25 protein-coding genes are annotated in these 18,847 nt (G+C 70.3%); 18 read left to right on the forward strand and 7 right to left on the reverse strand.

What is annotated here, in order from left to right:
- Positions 1 to 10 precede the first annotated feature (10 nt).
- Positions 11 to 298, reverse strand: a complete 288-nt coding sequence (locus tag AC0KTA_RS41045; RefSeq protein ID WP_481057045.1) for a hypothetical protein — start codon at positions 296 to 298, stop codon at positions 11 to 13.
- Positions 295 to 1,515 carry a helix-turn-helix transcriptional regulator gene (locus tag AC0KTA_RS41050; protein ID WP_481057046.1) on the reverse strand — a complete coding sequence of 407 codons (1,221 nt, stop codon included), beginning with the start codon at positions 1,513 to 1,515 and terminating at the stop codon, positions 295 to 297. The genes AC0KTA_RS41045 and AC0KTA_RS41050 overlap by 4 nt, the downstream gene beginning before the upstream one ends.
- A gap of 289 nt (positions 1,516 to 1,804) precedes the next feature.
- Here AC0KTA_RS41050 and AC0KTA_RS41055 point away from each other — a divergent pair, with 289 nt between their 5' ends.
- Both AC0KTA_RS41055 and AC0KTA_RS41060 read left to right on the forward strand, forming a co-directional pair.
- Positions 1,805 to 1,936: a hypothetical protein gene (locus AC0KTA_RS41055; RefSeq protein ID WP_481057047.1), complete on the forward strand. Its 132-nt coding sequence runs from the start codon at positions 1,805 to 1,807 to the stop codon at positions 1,934 to 1,936.
- A gap of 126 nt (positions 1,937 to 2,062) precedes the next feature.
- Positions 2,063 to 2,467 carry a TfuA-like protein gene (locus AC0KTA_RS41060; RefSeq protein ID WP_481057048.1) on the forward strand — a complete coding sequence of 135 codons (405 nt, stop codon included), beginning with the start codon at positions 2,063 to 2,065 and terminating at the stop codon, positions 2,465 to 2,467.
- On the opposite strand, the gene tgmC is transcribed toward AC0KTA_RS41060, so the two are convergent.
- The 3 genes from tgmC to AC0KTA_RS41075 form a co-directional block, all read right to left on the reverse strand.
- Positions 2,404 to 3,600, reverse strand: a complete 1,197-nt coding sequence (gene tgmC, locus AC0KTA_RS41065; protein WP_481057049.1) for an ATP-grasp peptide maturase system methyltransferase — start codon at positions 3,598 to 3,600, stop codon at positions 2,404 to 2,406. The two genes, AC0KTA_RS41060 and tgmC, sit on opposite strands and share 64 nt — an antisense overlap.
- 127 nt (positions 3,601 to 3,727) lie before the next feature.
- On the reverse strand, positions 3,728 to 4,216 hold the full coding sequence (locus tag AC0KTA_RS41070) for a hypothetical protein (RefSeq protein WP_481057050.1): 489 nt from the start codon (positions 4,214 to 4,216) through the stop codon (positions 3,728 to 3,730).
- A 101-nt stretch (positions 4,217 to 4,317) separates the two neighbouring features.
- Positions 4,318 to 4,542 (reverse strand): hypothetical protein, encoded by a 225-nt coding sequence (locus AC0KTA_RS41075; protein WP_481057051.1) that lies wholly within the window; start codon positions 4,540 to 4,542, stop codon positions 4,318 to 4,320.
- Between the two features lie 225 nt (positions 4,543 to 4,767).
- Here AC0KTA_RS41075 and AC0KTA_RS41080 point away from each other — a divergent pair, with 225 nt between their 5' ends.
- From AC0KTA_RS41080 to AC0KTA_RS41155, 16 genes are all read left to right on the forward strand, one after another.
- Entirely contained in the window at positions 4,768 to 6,003 is a 1,236-nt protein-coding gene (locus AC0KTA_RS41080) for a helix-turn-helix domain-containing protein (protein ID WP_481057052.1), read from the forward strand.
- A 99-nt stretch (positions 6,004 to 6,102) separates the two neighbouring features.
- Positions 6,103 to 6,315, forward strand: a complete 213-nt coding sequence (locus AC0KTA_RS41085) for a hypothetical protein (protein WP_481057053.1) — start codon at positions 6,103 to 6,105, stop codon at positions 6,313 to 6,315.
- The gene (locus tag AC0KTA_RS41090; RefSeq protein ID WP_481057054.1) at positions 6,315 to 6,782 is read left to right on the forward strand and encodes a hypothetical protein; all 468 of its coding nucleotides are present in this window, start codon (positions 6,315 to 6,317) and stop codon (positions 6,780 to 6,782) included. Before AC0KTA_RS41085 ends, AC0KTA_RS41090 begins: the two co-directional genes overlap by 1 nt.
- Positions 6,783 to 6,939: 157 nt before the next feature.
- Positions 6,940 to 7,323, forward strand: a complete 384-nt coding sequence (locus AC0KTA_RS41095; RefSeq protein ID WP_481057002.1) for a hypothetical protein — start codon at positions 6,940 to 6,942, stop codon at positions 7,321 to 7,323.
- Positions 7,320 to 7,685, forward strand: coding sequence for a hypothetical protein (locus AC0KTA_RS41100; protein ID WP_481057003.1), 366 nt, complete (start codon positions 7,320 to 7,322; stop codon positions 7,683 to 7,685). Before AC0KTA_RS41095 ends, AC0KTA_RS41100 begins: the two co-directional genes overlap by 4 nt.
- Positions 7,682 to 7,879 (forward strand): hypothetical protein, encoded by a 198-nt coding sequence (locus AC0KTA_RS41105; protein ID WP_481057004.1) that lies wholly within the window; start codon positions 7,682 to 7,684, stop codon positions 7,877 to 7,879. Before AC0KTA_RS41100 ends, AC0KTA_RS41105 begins: the two co-directional genes overlap by 4 nt.
- A gap of 1,229 nt (positions 7,880 to 9,108) precedes the next feature.
- On the forward strand, positions 9,109 to 9,633 hold the full coding sequence (locus AC0KTA_RS41110) for a hypothetical protein (RefSeq protein ID WP_481057055.1): 525 nt from the start codon (positions 9,109 to 9,111) through the stop codon (positions 9,631 to 9,633).
- Entirely contained in the window at positions 9,627 to 10,628 is a 1,002-nt protein-coding gene (locus AC0KTA_RS41115) for an ATP/GTP-binding protein (protein ID WP_481057056.1), read from the forward strand. The genes AC0KTA_RS41110 and AC0KTA_RS41115 overlap by 7 nt, the downstream gene beginning before the upstream one ends.
- 35 nt (positions 10,629 to 10,663) lie before the next feature.
- Positions 10,664 to 11,350 carry an SAF domain-containing protein gene (locus AC0KTA_RS41120; RefSeq protein ID WP_481057057.1) on the forward strand — a complete coding sequence of 229 codons (687 nt, stop codon included), beginning with the start codon at positions 10,664 to 10,666 and terminating at the stop codon, positions 11,348 to 11,350.
- Positions 11,350 to 12,237 carry a MinD/ParA family ATP-binding protein gene (locus AC0KTA_RS41125; protein ID WP_481057058.1) on the forward strand — a complete coding sequence of 296 codons (888 nt, stop codon included), beginning with the start codon at positions 11,350 to 11,352 and terminating at the stop codon, positions 12,235 to 12,237. The genes AC0KTA_RS41120 and AC0KTA_RS41125 overlap by 1 nt, the downstream gene beginning before the upstream one ends.
- Positions 12,230 to 13,783 (forward strand): TadA family conjugal transfer-associated ATPase, encoded by a 1,554-nt coding sequence (locus AC0KTA_RS41130; RefSeq protein ID WP_481057059.1) that lies wholly within the window; start codon positions 12,230 to 12,232, stop codon positions 13,781 to 13,783. The genes AC0KTA_RS41125 and AC0KTA_RS41130 overlap by 8 nt, the downstream gene beginning before the upstream one ends.
- Positions 13,780 to 14,694: a type II secretion system F family protein gene (locus AC0KTA_RS41135; RefSeq protein ID WP_481057060.1), complete on the forward strand. Its 915-nt coding sequence runs from the start codon at positions 13,780 to 13,782 to the stop codon at positions 14,692 to 14,694. Before AC0KTA_RS41130 ends, AC0KTA_RS41135 begins: the two co-directional genes overlap by 4 nt.
- Positions 14,691 to 15,587 carry a type II secretion system F family protein gene (locus tag AC0KTA_RS41140; RefSeq protein WP_481057061.1) on the forward strand — a complete coding sequence of 299 codons (897 nt, stop codon included), beginning with the start codon at positions 14,691 to 14,693 and terminating at the stop codon, positions 15,585 to 15,587. Before AC0KTA_RS41135 ends, AC0KTA_RS41140 begins: the two co-directional genes overlap by 4 nt.
- A gap of 26 nt (positions 15,588 to 15,613) precedes the next feature.
- Positions 15,614 to 15,802 carry a hypothetical protein gene (locus tag AC0KTA_RS41145; protein ID WP_481057062.1) on the forward strand — a complete coding sequence of 63 codons (189 nt, stop codon included), beginning with the start codon at positions 15,614 to 15,616 and terminating at the stop codon, positions 15,800 to 15,802.
- 51 nt (positions 15,803 to 15,853) lie between these two features.
- Complete coding sequence (locus AC0KTA_RS41150) at positions 15,854 to 16,270, forward strand: TadE family protein (protein ID WP_481057063.1); 417 nt, start codon at positions 15,854 to 15,856, stop codon at positions 16,268 to 16,270.
- Positions 16,267 to 16,779 carry a TadE/TadG family type IV pilus assembly protein gene (locus AC0KTA_RS41155; RefSeq protein WP_481057064.1) on the forward strand — a complete coding sequence of 171 codons (513 nt, stop codon included), beginning with the start codon at positions 16,267 to 16,269 and terminating at the stop codon, positions 16,777 to 16,779. The genes AC0KTA_RS41150 and AC0KTA_RS41155 overlap by 4 nt, the downstream gene beginning before the upstream one ends.
- Before the next feature lie 8 nt (positions 16,780 to 16,787).
- Here the strand turns inward: AC0KTA_RS41155 and AC0KTA_RS41160 are convergent, their stop codons facing one another.
- Together AC0KTA_RS41160 and AC0KTA_RS41165 are read right to left on the reverse strand one after the other, a co-directional pair.
- Positions 16,788 to 18,533, reverse strand: a complete 1,746-nt coding sequence (locus tag AC0KTA_RS41160; RefSeq protein ID WP_481057065.1) for a hypothetical protein — start codon at positions 18,531 to 18,533, stop codon at positions 16,788 to 16,790.
- Positions 18,530 to 18,844, reverse strand: a complete 315-nt coding sequence (locus AC0KTA_RS41165) for a helix-turn-helix domain-containing protein (protein ID WP_481057066.1) — start codon at positions 18,842 to 18,844, stop codon at positions 18,530 to 18,532. The genes AC0KTA_RS41160 and AC0KTA_RS41165 overlap by 4 nt, the downstream gene beginning before the upstream one ends.
- Positions 18,845 to 18,847: the final 3 nt, after the last annotated feature.

An 18,847-nucleotide genomic window follows, 5' to 3' on the forward strand; every position in this document is an offset into this window, starting at 1 on the left:
GCGGCCGTCCTCACGGATCGCCCCCCCGCGGGGGTGGCGGGTAGGCGCGAGGCCACCAGGTGTTTTCAGCGGGCAGCGGGACTCCGTAGGCGTACCCCACGGGCTGTCCGCCGTGCCAAGCAAGGGCGGCCACGGTGCCGGGGCGGTCGGCGTGCCGCTCCAGTTGCGTACGGAAGTGGTCAGGGTGGCAGTGCGGGATATGGGCCAGGTCGGCGCGGGCGTCGGTGTAGACCGTCAGCATCGCGTTGATGGTCGGTCCGTCCAACACGCTCACGGTGAAGTTCAGATCGTCGGTCATCGAGTGGCTGCCGTAATGGTTGTGGTGAGGCGTTCGATGCCCTGGTGCGCGCGAGCGCAGCCCGGAACGTTGCGCACCAGTCGCGCGGCCTTGTCGGCTGTGTGGGTGGCCAACTCGTATTCCCCCTGGGCTAGCTGTGCCTCCGCGAGGTGGACGGTATAGAGGGCTATGTCCCGTGTGTAGCCAGGACGGACGGCGGCGAGGGCCTGGTGGGCGTGTGCTTCAGCTTCGTCGGGGCGTCCGAGAATACTCAGGGCCTTGGAGGTGAGTGAGTGGAGGTCGGCAGCGTTGTAGAAGCCGAGCCATGAAGGCCGGGGCGCTGTGAGATCGGCCTTCGTGAGAGAGGCACCGGCGTGCCCGAAGGCGCGCTCGGCCCGACGTCGATCCCGCAGGAGGGCGGCCGTGTTCCCGACGCGGGCGTAGCCGAGTGAGGAGCACAGCGGGTCTCGACGCGCGGCTGAGGTCGTGGTGATGGCTTCCGCCGCAGCCATGGCCGTGGCTCGATGCCCAAGGAATGTGGCCAAGTGGAACTGGCAGTTCCAGGCGTGAAGCGTGGCGTATGGATCGCGGGACAGCACGGCGAGACTCATCGCGCGGCTGAGGTGCGCCTCGGCGGTCTGCGTTCGGCCTCCGTCCAGGGCGTACCAGCATGCGGCCGCGGCGGCCTCCGCCGCGACGCCGTAGAGGAGTGCTCGCACGCGGGTGGATGCGCTTCCGGTGTTGACCATGGCCGTTGCCTCGTAGCGGACTGCCTCTGCCGCATCTTCGAGCTTCGCTGTGCCGCCGAGGGCCCGGTCTTTCGTCGTGAGGCCGTTCAGGGCCTCACGCAGACGGCGGGCATCACCCGCGCCGATGGTGAAGCGGCCCTTAGATGCCGCGGCGGGCGTCGTCGTGCCAAGGACAGTCGCAGCGACGGCGGTTGTGGTGAGGAGGGTACGGCGGTGCACTGGGTCCTCCGATGCTGCAGTGTGCCCGGCGCGATGCGGACGGATGAACCCCAGCTTTTCGGCTGGGCATCCGAATACTGCCGCGAGCGCCTTCCGCTGCGGCGGGTGCGGCCAGCGGATCGTTCCGGTCAGCCACATGCGTACGGTTCGATCGGTCACCGTGGCTCGCTGGCAGGCGGCCGCGAGCTCGGCGTTTACCGCCTCGGCCAACTCGACCTGGGTCAGACCGAGTCCTCTTAAACGGGCGCGAAGGCGGAAGTTTCCTGTCATACACCCAAAGTAGCCGTGCTCCGACGCCTCGTTGACCTGCGCACAGCGCGAAACTCCGGTTGCTGTAGCTGCTCCGCCCGTGACTCTTCCTCCTCTCTTGCTCGTGATCACCGTTGTACTGGCCGTCACGTTCGGTGCTGTACCGAGGCCCCGTCGTGGCCTCGTGTGCCGGGTGGGAGACCCAACTCGATGGCCTGCGGCGCCTCCGCTTCCCGGTGAGCCACGGCACCACAGCGTCCTGCGCGGGCATCGGGCTCGCACCACATCAAGGAGATGGGAGAGAACCCAGATGGAAGTGTCCAAGTCTGAGATCGCACTGCAGGCGAAGCATTATCTGGTGGAGGCGCCGATGGGCGTCGACGGGATCGTTGCGCCGTCGCGCGTGGTCCTTATCGAGGACGTGGAGGACGAGGGTCCCTGACTCCGCCCGCGTAGTCCTGGTTGGTCTGCGGTGTCGGGGAGTTCTCGGGCACCGCAGGTGTTTCGGAAGGTGGTGACGAAGTTGCTTCACGTGTATGTCGGGCCATCCCTGCACCGGGATGCTCCCGTGCTCGCCGATCCGCGGATCAGGGTGCTTCCGCCGCTGCGCCACGGCGATCTCTTCGATCCCGCGATCGCGGACACCGACACGGTGGTCGTCCTGGACGGGGCATGGCATCAGACGCCGGCCGCGCGGCACAAGGAACTGCTGGCGCTGTTGGCTCGGGGGGTACGGGTCATCGGCGGCGCATCGCTCGGCGCGATCCGGGCTGCCGAACTGCAGCCGTTCGGGATGGTGGGCGTGGGAGCGGTCTTCCACGCGTATGTCCAGGGCGACATCGACGGCGACGACGAGGTGGCCGTCGGCCAGGCGCCGGACGGTGACCTACGGGTCCTGCCCTGGTCCTGTCAGGGCCTGGGCAGTGGCAGGCCGGGCATCTGCGGGTGCCGCAGGTGCTGCCCGCCGTCGTAGACATGCAGCGTGAACGTCTCCGGTCCCGGTCGGTCGGCCGCGTCGTAGGCATCCAGGACGCGCTCGATGCGTTCCCACAGCTTCACCGGTCCGCCCTCACGCACGGTCCATCCGCCGTCGGCGGGGGTGAGGGTGGCGGCGGAGCCGGTGACGACGTCGACCAGGTGCACCACCTCGCCCACGGTCGTCATCTGCGCGTCGGGCACCGCGCTCTGGGCGAGGAAGCGCAGGTGGAAAGCCTCTTCAGTGGCGGCACTGATCCGCTCGGGGCTGTGCTGGGTGGCCCGGGGCTTGTCTGGCAGGCCCGCGGCCCAGTGTGCGGGGTTGCCGAAGACCGGTGCCGCGTGCGTACGGGCCGACATGAACGACACCGTGCCGCCGAGTAGTTGCCCCTCGGCGGTCCCGTCGGTGCCGACGGTGAGCAGGACGCGGGCGTATCCGTAGAGCCAGCCCGACAGGGTGAGCAGGATCTTCCCGCCCGGCCGGGTCTGTGCGAGCAGGGCCGGGGGCACCGCGCGGAACGAGCAGGCGGCCACGATCCGGTCGAACGATGCTTCGAGCCAGTACCCGTATAGCCCGTCGGCGACGGCCAGGGTCGGCGTGTAGCCCAGGCCGTACAGCGCGTCGGCGGCCTGGGCCAGCCGGTGGGGGTCGACCTCGATCGACGTGACGTCGGCGGAGCCGAGCCGCTCGCACGCGAGCGCGGTCGAGTAGCCGGTCCCCGTGCCGATCTCCAGCACCGTGTGCCCCTCGGCGACCTCGGCGTCCGCCCACATCTGCAGGACGAGCGAGGGCAGCGTGGAGGACGACGTCGGGGCCCCGCCGTGCCGGACGATGGGGGCCTTCCAGTCGGGTTCCTCGCCGTCGAACTGCGTGATCAGGGTGGTGTCGCAGTACGCGGCGGCCAGCCACCGGCCGTAGTCGAGCTCGGCGGTGACCGGCTCCCACACCGTCAGCCCCTGCCCGTCGCGCTCGTCGGCGGGCAGGTAGAAGCCGGGCACGAACCGGTGCCGCGGCACCGCCTCGATGGCGCGTCGCCAGGCCGGATCGGCAAGGGCGCCGTCGGCGGCGAGGGACCTGGCCAGGGCCTCGCGCAGGCGGACGGAGTCGGTCTCAAGGTCGGCGGGCATCATGGCGCCGCCTCCTTCCTGCTCAGGATGTCGGCGAACGCCTCGGTGATGGCCGGCGCGTCGGGGAGCCAGCCCCACTGTCCGTTCGGATTGCACTCGATGAAGACCCAGGACAGCCGCTTTTTGGTTGTCAGCCCCGGCGTGCCGCGCCCTCTGGCCACACGACATCGACGGGGAGCCCCGCCTCACGCGCTTCAAGGACCGTATCAGCGGTGCCGCCGCCCTTGCCGGTGGGCGGCTCGCCGTTCCAGACCGCCATCAGCCGGTCTGCGCGCTGTAGCAGCGTGCGGTTGGCGTCCTCGTACGCCATCCGGTCAGCGGTCTCGTTGGGGAGTACCAGCACCTCCTCAGCGGCCTCCGTGAGCCGGTCGAAGGTGTGCGCGTGATCAGGCTTGACCTTGTTCTCGCGGTAGTCCTGTGAGGGGATCACCGCGACCAGGCGGCCGCCGAGCTCAAGCACGGCTTCCGCGAACAGAGAGTCGGAACCCTGAGCGATGCACGAGATACCGACCAAGCTGCCGTCCGCATAGGGCTTCAGAGCCGAGCGCAGGGCCTCTCGTACCAGCGCAGCGCTGGCTTCGGTCAGGTCCATGTGCCCGGTCACGGCGATGGTGGTCACATCTCTCCCTCAGCTCGACAACAGGTCGCGGATCATAGTGCGTGCCTCGCCGACCGCCTCGACGAACAGCATGGCCAGGCCGCCGAACCAGGACCGCCCCATCACAGTCCGCCGGCGGTCGCGGTGGCGAGGACGCCCAGCATCCGGTACTCCATGGCAACTTCGTCCCGCCGTCGCTGGAACCATTCGATCAGCGCCGTGAGCTCCTCCGGGGAAAGGCCTTCGGCCAGGGTCCGGGCCGCGTTGGCCTGGGCGGCGGGGTCGTCGGCCAGAGCGATCAGCCGGTCGAGTGCGTCGTCAGGGGAGAAGCCCATGCTGCGAGCCATGACCAGTTCCTTCGCCGAGGGGCGGACGTTGTGGGCGCCGAAGGCGGCGTGCCGCTTGCCAACGACAACGAGCGAGCCGCTCCAGGCGCACGCCCTGGATGTCGGACGAGCCCACGGTGCGCTCGACCACCCCCTGCTGCGTCGAAGGGAGCGCCCTGTGATCTGCCTGCCCATTGACGTGAGCCGTACGCTGGCGAGACCGGCACCGCCAGACGAGGGGGCAGTATGGACATCCCGGACGACCTCAGCATCGGCGAACGGATCCGTGTCCTACGCGAGTCGCGCGGCATGACGCGGCCCGGCCTCGCCCAGCTTTGCGGGCGGGGCCCTGACTGGCTGAAGAAGATCGAGACCGGCGAACGCGAACTCGACTCCCACACGCTCCTGATGCGGCTGGCCGCAGCGCTCCAGCTCTCGGACCTGTCCGTACTCACCGGGCGGAGCGACGGCCCCGCGCAACCCGTCCCACTGGGCCGCCTCTCACATCCTGGCCTGCCCGCCATCTGGTCCGCCGTGATGAACCGGACGCTCAGCGCCTCCGCGTCCGTGGCGCCCGCAGATCCCGCGCTGCTGCAAGGCCGAGCTGATCAGTCGTGGCGCCTGTGGCACAGCAGCAAGCGCAACCGCACTGAAGTCGGCGCCCTCCTACCCGACTTGATCCGCGACGGCGAGGCCGCTGTACGCACGCTCGAGGGCAACGCGCGCCGTGCCGCGCTCGTCGCGCTCTCCGACATCTACCGCCTGACCGGGCAGGCCACCGCCTACATCGCCCCCGCGGAACTGGCGTGGGTCGTCGCAGACCGCGCCCTCGCCGCAGCGCAGGACGCCGACCAACCCGCCGCCGTGGCGGCCGCGGCCTGGAACATGGGCAACATCCTGCGCGAGACGAGCTATCCCGAGGAGGCCCTGCGCGTCGTCATCGAAGCGGCTGACCTGCTCCGCCCCCACCTCGAGGAAGCTCGCGAGGACTGGCGCGGTCTCTACGGCGCGCTCCAACTGCATGCCGCGGTCACGGCAGCACGCGAGGCCCGCGAGGGCGACGCCTGGCGGTACTGGGACAAGGGCGACCAAGTAGCCAAAAGCTTGCCCGCCACGTACGTGCACCCGAGCACCGTGTTCGGGCGAGCCAACGTCGACTTCCATGCCGTCTCGGTCGCGACCGACTTGAAGCTGTCTACCCGCGCCATCGGGCTCGCCGACGACCTCGACCCCGACACCATGCCGAGCATGGAGCGGCGGGCGCGCCTGTGGGCCGAGGTCGCGCGCGGCCACCTTCAGCGCGGCGACCGCACCGCCGCCCTGCACGTCATGCAGATGGCCGTCGAGATCAGCCAGGAGACCGTGGCCTACACCCCGACCGCCCGCGGCGTCGCCGCCGACCTATGGCGCTCCGCGCCGCGCGCGATGCGCAAGGACGCCGGCCGACTCGCCGAATCCGTAGGCGTGATGACAGGGAGCTGAAGAGGGACAGCCAGGGACAGGGGGACAATCCGTCCCCCTTCTCTCTTGCCCTGGCCCCTACGGTGACCCCCTCACCGAAGCCCGCGAGGGGGACATGCCATGCCTCTACCCGTCCGATTGCACGCCTCGCCTCGCCGTGACGAACCAGTCATCGTCGACACTGGGACCGGCGAGGTGCGCGTGCCGCTCTCCCTGTACTCGCTCGATGAGCATCGGGGGGACGTCGAACTCGTGCTGTCCCGGGGAGAGGGAACGGCGCTCCTGGACCGCCTCGCCGCGCACCTGCGCCCGCGTCCGCAGGCGGTGGGCTAGTGGATGCGCTTGACCGCGGTTCCATCGTCGACTGGTTCGCCAGGGCCCACCCCGTTCCGCGCCAGGCCGTATCGGAATGGGCCAACCACGGGATCGCGCTCCTGCCGCTCGGCGAGCGCTTCGACGCCCTCCGTGTCCCCGGCCGCCTCATCCACGCCGCGGTGGGCAGCGACCAGGCGGACGTGGTGGCGCAGGCCCTGGCCGACTGGCTGCACGGCCCCGTCATCTGCGACACCCGCACCGGCAACGGCTGCTACTACGCACTCGTCGCGCCGGACGCCGCGTGGGAAGGACCCGCGGACCGGCTCAGGACCGGCACGTACCTGGCCGTGCCGCGCATCGGCAAGAAGGCCTCACCCGTCACGTACTGGGCAGTGCCGCCCCCGCGCCGCGGGCAGTTGTGCGATCCCGCGCACCTCGCCGCGCTGCTGTCCACGGCCGAGACGCTGAAGGCGCTCGAGTCATGAACGCCACCGAGCCCCGGGGTACCACCGGACGCCTGAGTGCCCGACTACGCCCCGTTGCCGGGGAAGCAGGGGCATCTACGCACAGGAGTGACACGCGGTGAAACGGAGCGCGGAAGACCCGGAGCGAGGACGTGCGCCGGCCGACGCGGAGACCGGTGTGGGGACTGTTGACGTCCTCCTTTACCTGAACGTGTACGGCATCGAGGAGACAGCCGACCGCCACGCCTACATCCGCGGCAGCTTCGAGTACGCCGAAGCCCGGGACTGGAACATCCTCGGCGCCCTTGACGACAACGTCCCGCTCGAGGCTCCTCGCGAGGAACGACCGGGATGGCGCAGCATCGTGCAGCTCGTCGAGAACCCCGCGAAGTCCGTGGACCGAATCGTGGTGCACAGCCTCGACGACGTGGTCCAGGGCCCCGTGCAGCAGGACGAGGTGAGGGCCTGGGCCGCCCGCCACGGCTGCTTCATCGCGGCCCTGCTCGACACCGAGTCCGACGCCGCGGTGACGGTCAGCGAGGGCGGGGGCGAGTCGTCGTGAAGGACGAGACCGCCTTCGAGGTGAACGTGGGCGCCACGATCCAGCGGTGCGGCAGGGCTCTGGACCTGGTCGACCCGGACGATTCGACCGAGCTGCAGGCCATGGCCGACGCGCTGTTGGACGCGCTGTTGGTGGATCTCAGCACGCTCTACACGTCCGAGGTGCTGCAGCGCTCCACGCACCCGGATGTTCAGGACCAGATGCAGCGCGCGGGCCGATTCCTCCTCGAGAATTCCAGCCCGCGCCTGACGCAGTCCGCATATGACCACCTGCGTGACCTGGCCTGGCAGGTGCGCTGCCTGGCACATATGCACCGCAGCGAGCAGGACAAGCAGAGCGCCGGGCGGGAGGAGGTGTGGTGAGCGCGGCGGGCCGGCACCGGGCGCCGCGCGGCGACCCCGTGGAACGACTGCTGTACGGGGTCAGCTCGCTCATGGGGTTCGGCGCCGTCGTGCTGCTGTGCGCAGTCGTGGACGACGAAATGCACGACGGCGGCGGGGGATTGCCGTCGGTCAGCGTCCCAGACCGCGTCGTGGAAGCCGTCATGGACCAGTGACTGCTCACGCTCGCCCGGAGCACTGGGAGCGCACACCCGGGTGAACGGCCGGCACATTCTCCGTCACGCCCGGGGCCGCAGCGGCCGGATGAGGGCCGCCACGGCAACGCGCGCTTCCGAGGCGCGCGCCTGCGGCCGGGAACGCCCCGGTGTCCCGCCGCGAGCAGAGGCTTCAGGCTGGCGGACCGGGGAGACATAATCCGCCCGCCACACCGGCTGCCGGCCACGGAGCTGGTGCGACGGATTCCGCACGGCCGCCTTCCGCTCTTCTTCCTCCGCGCCTGGTCCAGGAAGAGCAGAAAGCGGCGGGGCACGCCCAGTCCCTGCGTGCCCCGGGGCCGGTTTGTGCGCGTCGGCCCACGCCCTTCTCGCTGTATCCGTTCGCGAGCGGGGCACCCCGGGGCGGCTGGTGTCCGACGCGGCCGCCCCGGGCCATCAACTCCCGTCACACCTGCGCGGACGTCACAGCCACAGCAATCGCCCGGGTGTGGCGATACACAGCTCCCGTCTACTGATCAAGAGCGGCCCAATGGAGCGGGGAGCACGTCGTGCGACGCGTCGCCTGTCCCTACGCTGAGGTGTTGGGCACGCCCGTCAGGGTGTGAAAAGGCAGGTGACAGTGCTCAGCCAGCACAGAGTGCGGTACCCGCCCGGGTGGCTTCCGGTGGCTCAGAGGGGCGACGCGTCCGCCTGTAGGTAGAAGGAAGCCCCGCCCGGTCAGACTCGTCATCCGGCCGAGAGACGCCAACGTGCAGCGGGCTGTTCGTACTCCCCGGAGCGTGACGAACTTCAGGGACGAAGGGCCGTCCAGATCACCGCGGGGCAGGCGGAACCGCCCGCGACTGCGCCGCCACTGGGTCGTCCCGGCCCGCCGCCAGCTCCGGCATCTGACCAGCCGGATGGGTGTGCTTTCCCAGGCCGTGAGGGCCCTTTCGCGAAGTCACTTACGCATAGAGCAACTTGTCGATTCCCGCACCACCTTGTGACCAGATTCGTCCGGAGATGCGATTGGTAAGTTCCAACAACTGCTGGGAAGTTGTCGGGCATATGCGTAACCTTTTGGCTACTGAAGCGAATCACCGCAGCTCTACTACGCCGCGCGAGGCCCACGTCCCGAAGGTGCACCCGCGCTGGTGGCAACGGAGCAGCACTCCGTACGGGGAGGCACCGTGGCACGCGCCGCACGACCGACTGTCCGTTCCGCTGTTCGCTCCCGAAAGCGGACTGCGGTGACGGCCATCGCCGTGCTGGCGATGGCCGTCTCCGCCTGCGGCTCCGACGATGACGAGCCCTCGGCCGACAAGCCCTCCACGCCGTCGACGTCCCCGACGAAGAACCCCAGAGAAGCCGCGGCGCGTGACGCCGCGCTCGCTGCATTCAGCGGGATGCGCACAGAGCAGACCAAGGCCTACGCCGAGGGCAGGGCCTCCGGCACCAAGCTCTCCTCGTACGCACGTGACAAGGCTCTGGCGAAGATCGAGAGTGAGCTCTTCCAGTACCGCCAGGCAGGTGTGAAGTTCACGGGGAAGCCGGCGAGCTCCCCGAAGGTCACGGCAGTCGACATCGAGCGCACTCCGCAGAAGGCCACTATCCAGGAGTGCTTCGACACGAAGAACTGGAAAGCGGTGAAGGACGGAAAGGACGTCACCAGCGAGAACCAGGTGCACCGGTACACGGTGACCGGCTCGGTGCGCACCATCGGCAAGAAGTGGTTCGTCGTCGACTACGACGTCGACAAGGAGCGCACGTGCTGACCCACCGGGCAGCCCCAGCCGTGGCCGGACTGGCCGCAGCCCTCCTTCTGACCTCAGCGGCGACCAGCTCCGCCGTTGACGAGCCTGCCCGGCCGAAGCCCACGGTGGCGCCGCCCACCGACTGCGGTGACATGTCGGTGTGCATCGGTGTGGGTGTCGGCGGCACCGAACCCCACCAGCCCCCCTCGGGCAGGGGCGGCGGGAAACCGGCTACGAGCGGGAGCGCGAAGCCGGGCAAGAAGCCCAAGTGCCAGATCTACAGCGGGGGCAGCACCAGCACGGGAAGCGACGCCGGCGGCAAGGAGGGCAAGGTCACCGTGCCCTGCAAGGACCCGGAGCTGGGCTCGTTCTCCGGCGGCTGCTACTACAAGCGCGCGACGCCCCAGCCCCCGGCCGGAGACCCGGCGTGGAAGGGCCACAAGCCCGGCGACGGCGCGATCTACCAGCGCAGCTGCCCGATGGGACCCACCTCGGTGCAGGGCTACGTATGGATGGACCAGCCCCCCGAAGCAGCAGCCGTCGACCCTGCCCAGCTCGCGCAGGAAGCCCTCGACAAGATGACCCTGCGCGGACCGGAGATCGGCATCACGCCCAAGCCCGGCGGCAGGGGAGTGGTCGGCATGCCGGTGTGGATGTGGACGCAGAAGTCCGCCGAAACCTATGGCCCGAACTCCGCCTCCGCCTCCGCCGGCGGTATCACCGTCACCGCGACCGCCAAGGTCTCAAAGATCGTCTGGAAGATGGGTGACGGCAGCACCGTCACCTGCCACACCGCAGGCACGCCCTACAAGGCGGCCTTCGGCAAGAAGGACTCGCCAGACTGCGGCCACCGCTACAAGCAGCCGTCCTCGACGACCTCGTCCGGCAAGTACCACGTCACCGCCACCGCCACGTGGGCCATCGACTGGGAGGGCGGCGGTCAGACCGGCCAGCTCACCGAGATCCGTGACAACGCCGTGGACATCAACGTCGCCGAGGTCCAGGTCCTCAACTAGCCCCACGTACCAGATTCCGAGAGGCACCTCCCGCCATGGACACCTCCGCCACGTCGGCTGTCCCCCGTCCGGCCAGCCCTGCCCGGCCCGACCTGCCCATCACCACGGCGCCGCCCGTCAAGCGGGAACGGCGCTGGTCAGTCGTCGCGTTGTGCGTGGTCCTGGCCGTGCTGTGCGCGCTGGGCGCCGCGGCCGCCGTCACCTCGGCCGGCGACCGCTCCAAGGTTGTGGCGATCGCTCGTGACGTGCCCGCCGGGCAGGCCCTGACCGCCGCGGACCTCACGGTTGCCGAGGTGTCCGCTGATTCTGCGCTGAGCCCCGTCCCGGCGGGCGACAAGGCCAGCATGATCGGCAAGCGGGCGGTGGTCGAGCTGCGCAAAGGGAGCCTGCTGACCGCCTCGCAGGTAGTAGCCGGCACAGGCTTGGGCGACGACAAACAGCAGGTCGGCGTGCAGATCAAACGTGGCCAAGCGCCCGCGGGAACCCTCGCGCCGGGAGACAAGGTGCTCGCGGTGACGACGCCCGTCCAGGGAGATGAGGACGCCAAGGACAGCGATGCCCCGCCCTCCACCATCGAGGCCACCGTGGTGGCGGTGTCCCGGCCGGACGCCTCCGGCACCGTCGTCGTCAACCTCGCCGTTGCCACCACCGACGGCCCGCTGCTGGCCACCCGTTCCACCGCCGGGCGCATCGCGCTGGTCCGTGAACCGCGGAGCAACTGATGCCCGTCACCGCCCTCGCCAGCGCCGCCTCCTGCGGCGTCACCAGCTCCGCGCTCGCCCTCACGCTCGCCTCCGCCCGCCCCAGCCTGCTCGCCGAGTGCGACCCCAAGGGCGGCACCCTGCGTGCCGGGTTCCTGCAGGGCCAAGTCAGCGCTGGATTCGGCCTCTACCACCTGGCCGCCGCCGAACGCGTCGGACGCGAGGCGATGGCCAACGCCTTCGCCTCCCACCTGTGGCCCGTCGACGAGGCCGGGCACCGCAAAATCCTGCCCGGCCTGACCGACCCTGCCCAGGCCGCCGCCCTCGACCGGACCTGGTCCTCGCTCTCCGACGTCCTGCACGTCCTGGCCCGCAGCGCTGGACACGACGTGTTCATCGACGCCGGCCGTCTCGCCGTCACCTCCGGGCGACTGCACCAGACCCTCACCCCCGCGCCGCTCATCCACCAGGCCGACCTGGTGCTGCTCGTGGTCCGCAACACCGAAGCGTCCCTGGCCCTGACCCGGCATCTCATCGACCCGCTGCGCGCCGAACTCGACGAGCACGGCACCGGGTCCTCCGCGCTCGGCCTGCTGGTCATCGAGCGCGACACCGCCCGCCGCGGCCGCGGCTACACCACCCACCAGATCGCCGATGCGCTCAAGACCCCGGTCATGGCGGCGCTGCCGTGGGACGCGCCGGTCGCCGACTTCATCTCCGAGGGCGGCACTCCGCCGCGCGGCTACGCCCGCAGCGACCTGCTGCGCCACGCCCGCACCGCGACCGAGCAGCTCGAAGCCGTCGCCCAACGCCGCCGCGTCCAGCAGGAGTTCCCCCAGCCGGCCAACCCCCAGGTGGCCAGCGTCCTGCAGCGGCTGGCCCAGAATCGCGGAGGACGCCGTGGCTGACACGCACCAGCGCCCCGGCGAGGCGCCCCAGGCCATGGGCCGCGACGAACTCGCCAGCCTCCTGACCGGAGCCCTCAGCCAGCGTTGCAGCCCGCACACCTCACCCGCGGCTCAATCGCACCCAGCGCCCGCCGTGCCGGCGGCCCCCGCCGGCCCCGGTGCCGTGCCGCGGCTGGCGGACCTGCCCGGCCAACTGCCCTGCGACTGGGACGTCATCGAGACCCTGCAGGGCGAGGTCTCTGCCGAACTGAGCAAACGCGACCCCGAGCGCACCCTGGAAGAGACCGACCGGCGCGCCCTGGCCCGCTCCCTGGCCACCACGGCCGTCGCAGGGTGGGCCGTCAAACACGCCGAGGGCAACACCCCGCTCTCCGAGGACGACGAGAAGCGCATCGCGACTGCCGTCTTCGACTCCATGTACCGCGGCGGCCGCCTGCAGTCCCTGCTCGACCAGGACGGCGTCGAGGACGTCATGGTCGACGGCACCACCGCGCATGTCGAGTACTTCGACAAGCCCCGGCGCACCCTGGAGCGGATCGCCGACTCCCACGACGAACTGATCGGGTGGGTCAACCGGATGGCCGGCCTGTCCGGTCACGGCGAGCGCTCCCTGACCCAGGCCACACCCATGGTCGGATTCCGGATGCCGGAGGGCTCCCGCGTCACCGCCTCTCTGCTGACCAGCCGCCCCTCCGTCGTCATCCGCAAGCACCGCATCAAGGACGACGGCACCGCCGACCTGGTCCGGTGGGGGGCCCTGAACCCCCTGGTCGAACGGTTCCTCATCACCTGCGTCCTCGCCCGCCTCAACATCCTGGTCGTCGGCGACATGGGCTCGGGCAAGACCACGCTGCTGCGCGCGCTGGGCCGACAGATCCCGCCCGCCGAACGGCTGGTGACCCTCGAATCCGACCGCGAGCTCTACCTGGACGAGCCCGGGCCCCACCCGGGGCCTGTCACCTTCGCCTTCGAGGCGCGCCAGTCCAACGGCGAGCGGCACGACGGCAAGGCCGCCGGCGAAGTCACCATCTCCGACATGTTCGCCACCGCCCTGCGCTACAACGCCTCGCGCGTCATCGTCGGCGAAGTCCGCTCCACCGAGATCGTGCCCATGCTGCAGGCGATGTCCGCCGGCGGCTCCGGGTCGATGTGCACCATGCACGTACGCCGCCCGCACGCCATCGTCAGCCGCCTGGTCCAGCTGTGCACGGAAGCGGGCATGGCCACCGAGGCCGCCCACCACCTCATCGCCTCCTCCGTCGACGTCGTGGTCTACCTCAGCTACCTCGATGAGACCGGCCTGGGAGGCAGGCGCCACCGCTTCGTCTCCCACATCTACGAGGTCCACGACGTCGTCGGGGAAGCCGGGCGTCCCACCACCACAGAGCTGTTCGCCCCCATTCCGGGCGAGCGGCGCGCCATCTTCCAGAACATGCCGACGTTCATCGACGACCTGGAACTCACCGGCCAGTTCGACCGCCGCTGGCTGGCCGACAACCCCAACGGAGCCTGGGGCGCGCCCCTGCAGACGGTGAGGCCGCGATGACCACCGATCAGCTCGCCCTGGTGGCGGCCTGCTGCGCGGTCCTGGCCGTACTGGCGGTCGCGGCCGCGGCCCGGGAAGCGCGCGGCCGCATCCCTGATCCGATCAAGCCCCCCTCCCGCCTGGCCGTGCGCGCCCGGCGCGCCAAGGCCGAACTGCCCGAGGCCTGGCGGAACCGGTGGCGCCACCTGGCCGCCGTGGCCGGCCTCGTCACATTGGGGGTGTGGGCCTACACGGGCTGGCCGGTGCACGGCCTGCTCGCCGGTGCCGCCGTCCTGGGCCTGCCGTTCGTGCTGCACCCCGGCGGCCCCGCCCAAGCCCGCATCGAACGGCTCGAGGCGCTGGGCCAGTGGCTCAACCACCTGGCGGGCGTGCACACCGCCGGCATCTCCCTGACCCAGACGATCCGCGCCTCCGCGAAGGCGGCCCCGGCCCCGATCGCCGCGAACGTGCAGGCCCTCGCCGAGCGGCTGCGCTCGGGCATGGACGCCCAGCTCGCCTTCGCGATGTTCGCCGACGAACTCGCCGACGGCGTCAGCGACCACGTCGTCCTGCTCTTCCAGTCCCACGCCGTCTACAAGGGCCCGGGCCTCTCCGACGCCCTGGAGGCGCTGGCGGTCACCATCCACCAGCAGGCCGCGGACGCCCGCGACGTCGAAGCCGACCGCGCCTCGGTCCGCAAATCCTCCCGCCAGGTATCCGTCGTGATCTGCGTCGTCGTCATCGGCTGCATGCTGAACACGGCGTGGTCGGGCTGGTACGCCTCGCCGCTCGGCCAGATCGTCCTGGCCGCGCTCGGCGCGGCCTTCGCCTGGACCTTGTCGTGGCTGCGACGCATCGCCCGCACCCAGCCCGACCCGCGTCTACTCGATCCGCTGCCCGCCCAGATGACCACCACGGGAGGCACGCGATGATCCCCATGAACGCGGTGCTGCCCGCAGCCGCCGCAGGCGTCCTCATCGGGCTCGCAGTCCGGGCGGCCTGGCCCGCCCGCCCGGACCTGGCCAGCGTCCTGGACCGACTCGATGCCCGCCACTACAGCACCCCCGTGCACGGCCACGCACCCACCGACGGCATCGGCACCCTCGCGCACAAGGTCGGCACCCGACTGCTGGAGGGATACGGCGTCCGGCTGCGCCTGCCCCTGAAGGACCTGAACCTGCTGCGCATCTCTCCAGCCGAACACCTCGGCCGACGCATCCTGTTCGCGCTCTACGGACTGCTGGCCCCGCAACTACTGCAGGCCATGCTCGCCCTGTCCGGCGCCTCGCTGCCCTTCGCGATCCCCGCCGCGATCTCCCTGGCACTGGGTGCGCTGCTGTGGCTGAGCCCCGGCCGCGACGTGAAGCGCGAGGCGGCCGCCGCCCGGCTGATCGTGCGCCACGCCGCCGCAAGCTACCTGGAGCGCGTCGCACTCGCCCGCATCGCGAACTCCGGCGCGGCGCAGGCCCTGACCCAGACCGCCGAGGTCGGCGACGGCTGGATCTTCCAGCGGATGCGCCAGGTCTTCGACCACGCCGAGCTCGCCGGCGTCACCGCCTGGGAGGCCCTGCGCCAGCTCGGCGACGAGCTGGACATCCCCGAACTCACCCGCCCCGCCGACACCCTGGCCCTGGCCGGGGACGGCGCCGCCGTCTACACCACCCTGCAGGCCCAGGCCCGCCAGCTGCGCATCGCACTGCTGAGCGACTCCAAGGCTCAGGCCAACGAAGCCTCCGCCGCGATGGTGCTGCCCGTGACCCTCGGCGTGATCCTCATGCTGGCGTTCGTCATGGTCCCCATCGTCAACACCATCCTCGCCAGCTGACACAACGACGAAGGAGAACAACGCCCATGGACATCCAGATGCTGACGGTGTGGATCCGCAGCCGCTACGAGCAGCTGCGCACCGCCCGCGACGCCGGGGCCACCAGCACCGAACTCGCCGTCATCGCCGGAGCCCTGCTCGTCGGCGCCGGGCTCCTCGTGGCCGCGCTGCGCACCAAGCTCGGCGAGAAGATCGGCATCATCAACGGCGGCTGAACCACCACAAGCAACCGGAACATCAGCGCGATGACAGCGAGGGGGAGTGGCGTGAGAGGGCGCACGGACCATCGCCGCCGGGCCGCCACAGCCCGACTGCGCGAGGACCGCGGCGTGGGCAGCGTCGAACTGGCCACCCTGGCCGTGGTGGTGCTGATGCTCGCCTTCACCACCATCCAGGTCGGCTTCTACTACCACGCCCGCAAAGTCGCCCAGTCCGCCGCACGCCAGGGCGTCGACACCGGCCGCCAGTTCGGCGCCACCCCGGGCGACGGCGTCGCCCAGGCCCAGCAGTACCTGGCCCGCTACGGCAACTCCGTCCGCGGCGCGCAGGTCTCCGACGCCGGCAGCAACACTCAGCAGATCCGCATCACCGTCACCGGCGAGGTCGCTACCCTCGTGCCGGGCCTGAAACTCCACGTCACCCAGCACGCCGACGGCCCCATCGAGCGCTGGACCAACCCATGACGCCCCGCCCGCGCGCACTGCTGCGCTGCCTGAGCGACGATGACCGGGGCAGCTACGCCCTGGAGACCGCCGTCCTGGCCCCGGTCCTCATCGCCATCCTCGGCCTGATGATCGCCTTCGGGCGGGTCACCGACGCCGAGGGCGCCGTCGACGCCGCCGCCCACGCGGCCGCCCGCGCCGCCTCCCTGGAACGCGACGCCGGCACCGCACAGACCCAGGCCCAAGCCGCGGTCACCCGCAGCCTGAACGGCGAGGGCATCACCTGCACCACCTCCGACATCGCCATCGACACCGCCGGATACGCCAGCGACGTCGGCGAGAGGGCCACCGTGACGGCGACCATCTCCTGCACCGCACGCCTGGACGACATCGCCCTGCCCGGACTGCCCGGCTCCAAGACCATCACCGCGTCCTGGACCAGCCCCATCGACACCTACAGGGCCAAAGGTGATGGGTTCACGGATTCTGAAGGGTCTTCAGGCGCGAACCCGGGGGGTGAGGGGCCGTGACACCAGAGTCAGGGGTCTTGGGTTCTCGAATTCCGCGACGAGCCCTCGGGGTTTGGGGTGGGCGGGGCGGTGATGGTGTCGGTGTCGGTGTAGCGCTGTGCCGCTTGGAAGCTGATGCCGAACAGGTCGGTGAGGCGGCGGGTGTCACCGTTGGTGGCCTGTGCTTCGTCGAGGTAGCGGTCTGTGCGGAGTTTCCTTGTGTTGAGTTTGGGGCCGAGCGAGAGGTAGATCCACCGGTATCCCACGTGCCCGTCGTTGTTGGCAGTGCGGAAGTGGATGAGCAGGTGGGGATTGGCTGTGTTGGGCCAGTGCAGCGTGCGGTGGTCGAGGTAGGTGGTCAGACGCTGGCGGACTGCTGGGGCCAGGGGAATGCACCGGTCGCCGATGGTGAGCCGTCCGTCGCGGATGTCGACCAGCTGCAGGTGCTGGAGCTGCAGGGATGTCAGCCCGTGGAAAGCGATCAGCGCCGTCACCAGGGCCCGTGCCGGATCGGAGGAGTTGAGGGCTTGCTTGATGTCGTCGGGGTTGAGCGGCACCGGGCTGCCCCGATGGGGCTTGTCGGTCTTGACCTGGGCGACAGGGTTTCTGAAGACGATCCGCCGTGCTTTGAGCAGGCGGAAGAGCGACCGCAGGGCCTGTCCTGCCTGGTCGCGGCGGAGCGGATCGTCTGGCAGGACACTCCGGACGTCCTGGGTGCTGATCTCCCGCAGCGACGCCTTGCCGCCGTTGACCCATGCGGCCAGGGAGGGCAGCATCCAGCACGTGTAGAGCTTGATCGTGGTCACGGTTCGTGGGCGCTGCCGGGGAGTGGTGGTGCTGCCCTCCAGCATGACGCGGAACCAGGTGCACAGTTCCTCGGACATCGGGCCGGGCAGGTCGGCGACTTGTCGTTCGAACCAGGTGGTCACGGCCGGAACGCGGTCATCCTCGAGCATGTCCGCATCCCCCAGGACCTCCAGCACACGTCTGATCGGGAGGTTCACCTCGGACAGGACGGCAACGTCGGAGGCGGTGATGGCGACGCCAGGGGTGTCCTGGAAGCCGAGCATGATGTTGACGCCGGTGCGGACGTTCCAGATGGTCTCGTGGGTCCAGCCGAATCGGGCCGCGCGTTGCCTTGTAAAGGCATCAACGGAGGCCGCGAGCCGCGGCTCGGCGGCCTGGGCCAGCCCGTGCATGCCCCGGTGGCGCAGGGTGCGGGTCATCTCGAAGAGCACCAACTGCCGGTAGGTGACAGGCGGCAGAGGTTCGATGGACACCGCCGTTTCGCGGGGGCGGCGCCCCAGGGGAGCCCCGTGGTGGGCGAAGAGGTCCGCGATGAACAACTGCTGTCCGTCGCGGTTGGTTTCCTCCAGCGTGGCCTGGGCGCGGGCACCGCGCACCAGGGCGGCCTGTTTGCGGCAGAGCCGGCAGACACGGTCCAGGTCGAGTACCGAGGTGTGTCCGCAGATGCGGCAGGGTCCGCTCACCCTGTACTTGCGGCACCAGGAGTTGCATCCCTTGCACCGCCACGTCATGTGACGGGTGGCGCCCCAGGCCAGGCAGTTGCGGCACGAATCCACCGGCGGGATGGCCGAGGGGTGACAGCGGGCGCACAGGCCAGAGGCGTAGTAGTAGTTGCGAGAGCCGCAGCGCAGGCACGGCGGTGGGGTAACGGGTCCGCCCGGCCAGCAGGTGAAGCAGTAGTCGACGCGGGCCATCGCCAGCGGTTGGATGCCGCAGACATGGCACATGGTCTTCCATGGCTTGCTCATGCGGGCGGCACCGTTCGGTGCTGGCCGAAGCGCGGTGCGACGACCGAGCTGACCACCGCTGTCTCCGGCTCTGGCGCGGTGCGGGCTGCGACCTTCTCCGGCTCGCGGATGAGCAGGTCGGTGGGTTCGCACTCCAGCACCGTGCAGATCACATCGAGATCGTCCAGACGGATGGTCGTCGGTGTGGTGGTCCACAGGGCCGACATCTTGCCCGTGCTGATCTCCAGGCCGGCTGCGGCCAGGCGGCGGCGCATCTCGGTGGACTTCCAGATGCCGCGCTCGGCGGCCTTCATCCGCAGGTTCCAGCGCATGGC

The organism is Streptomyces sp. Y309 (assembly GCF_056712025.1).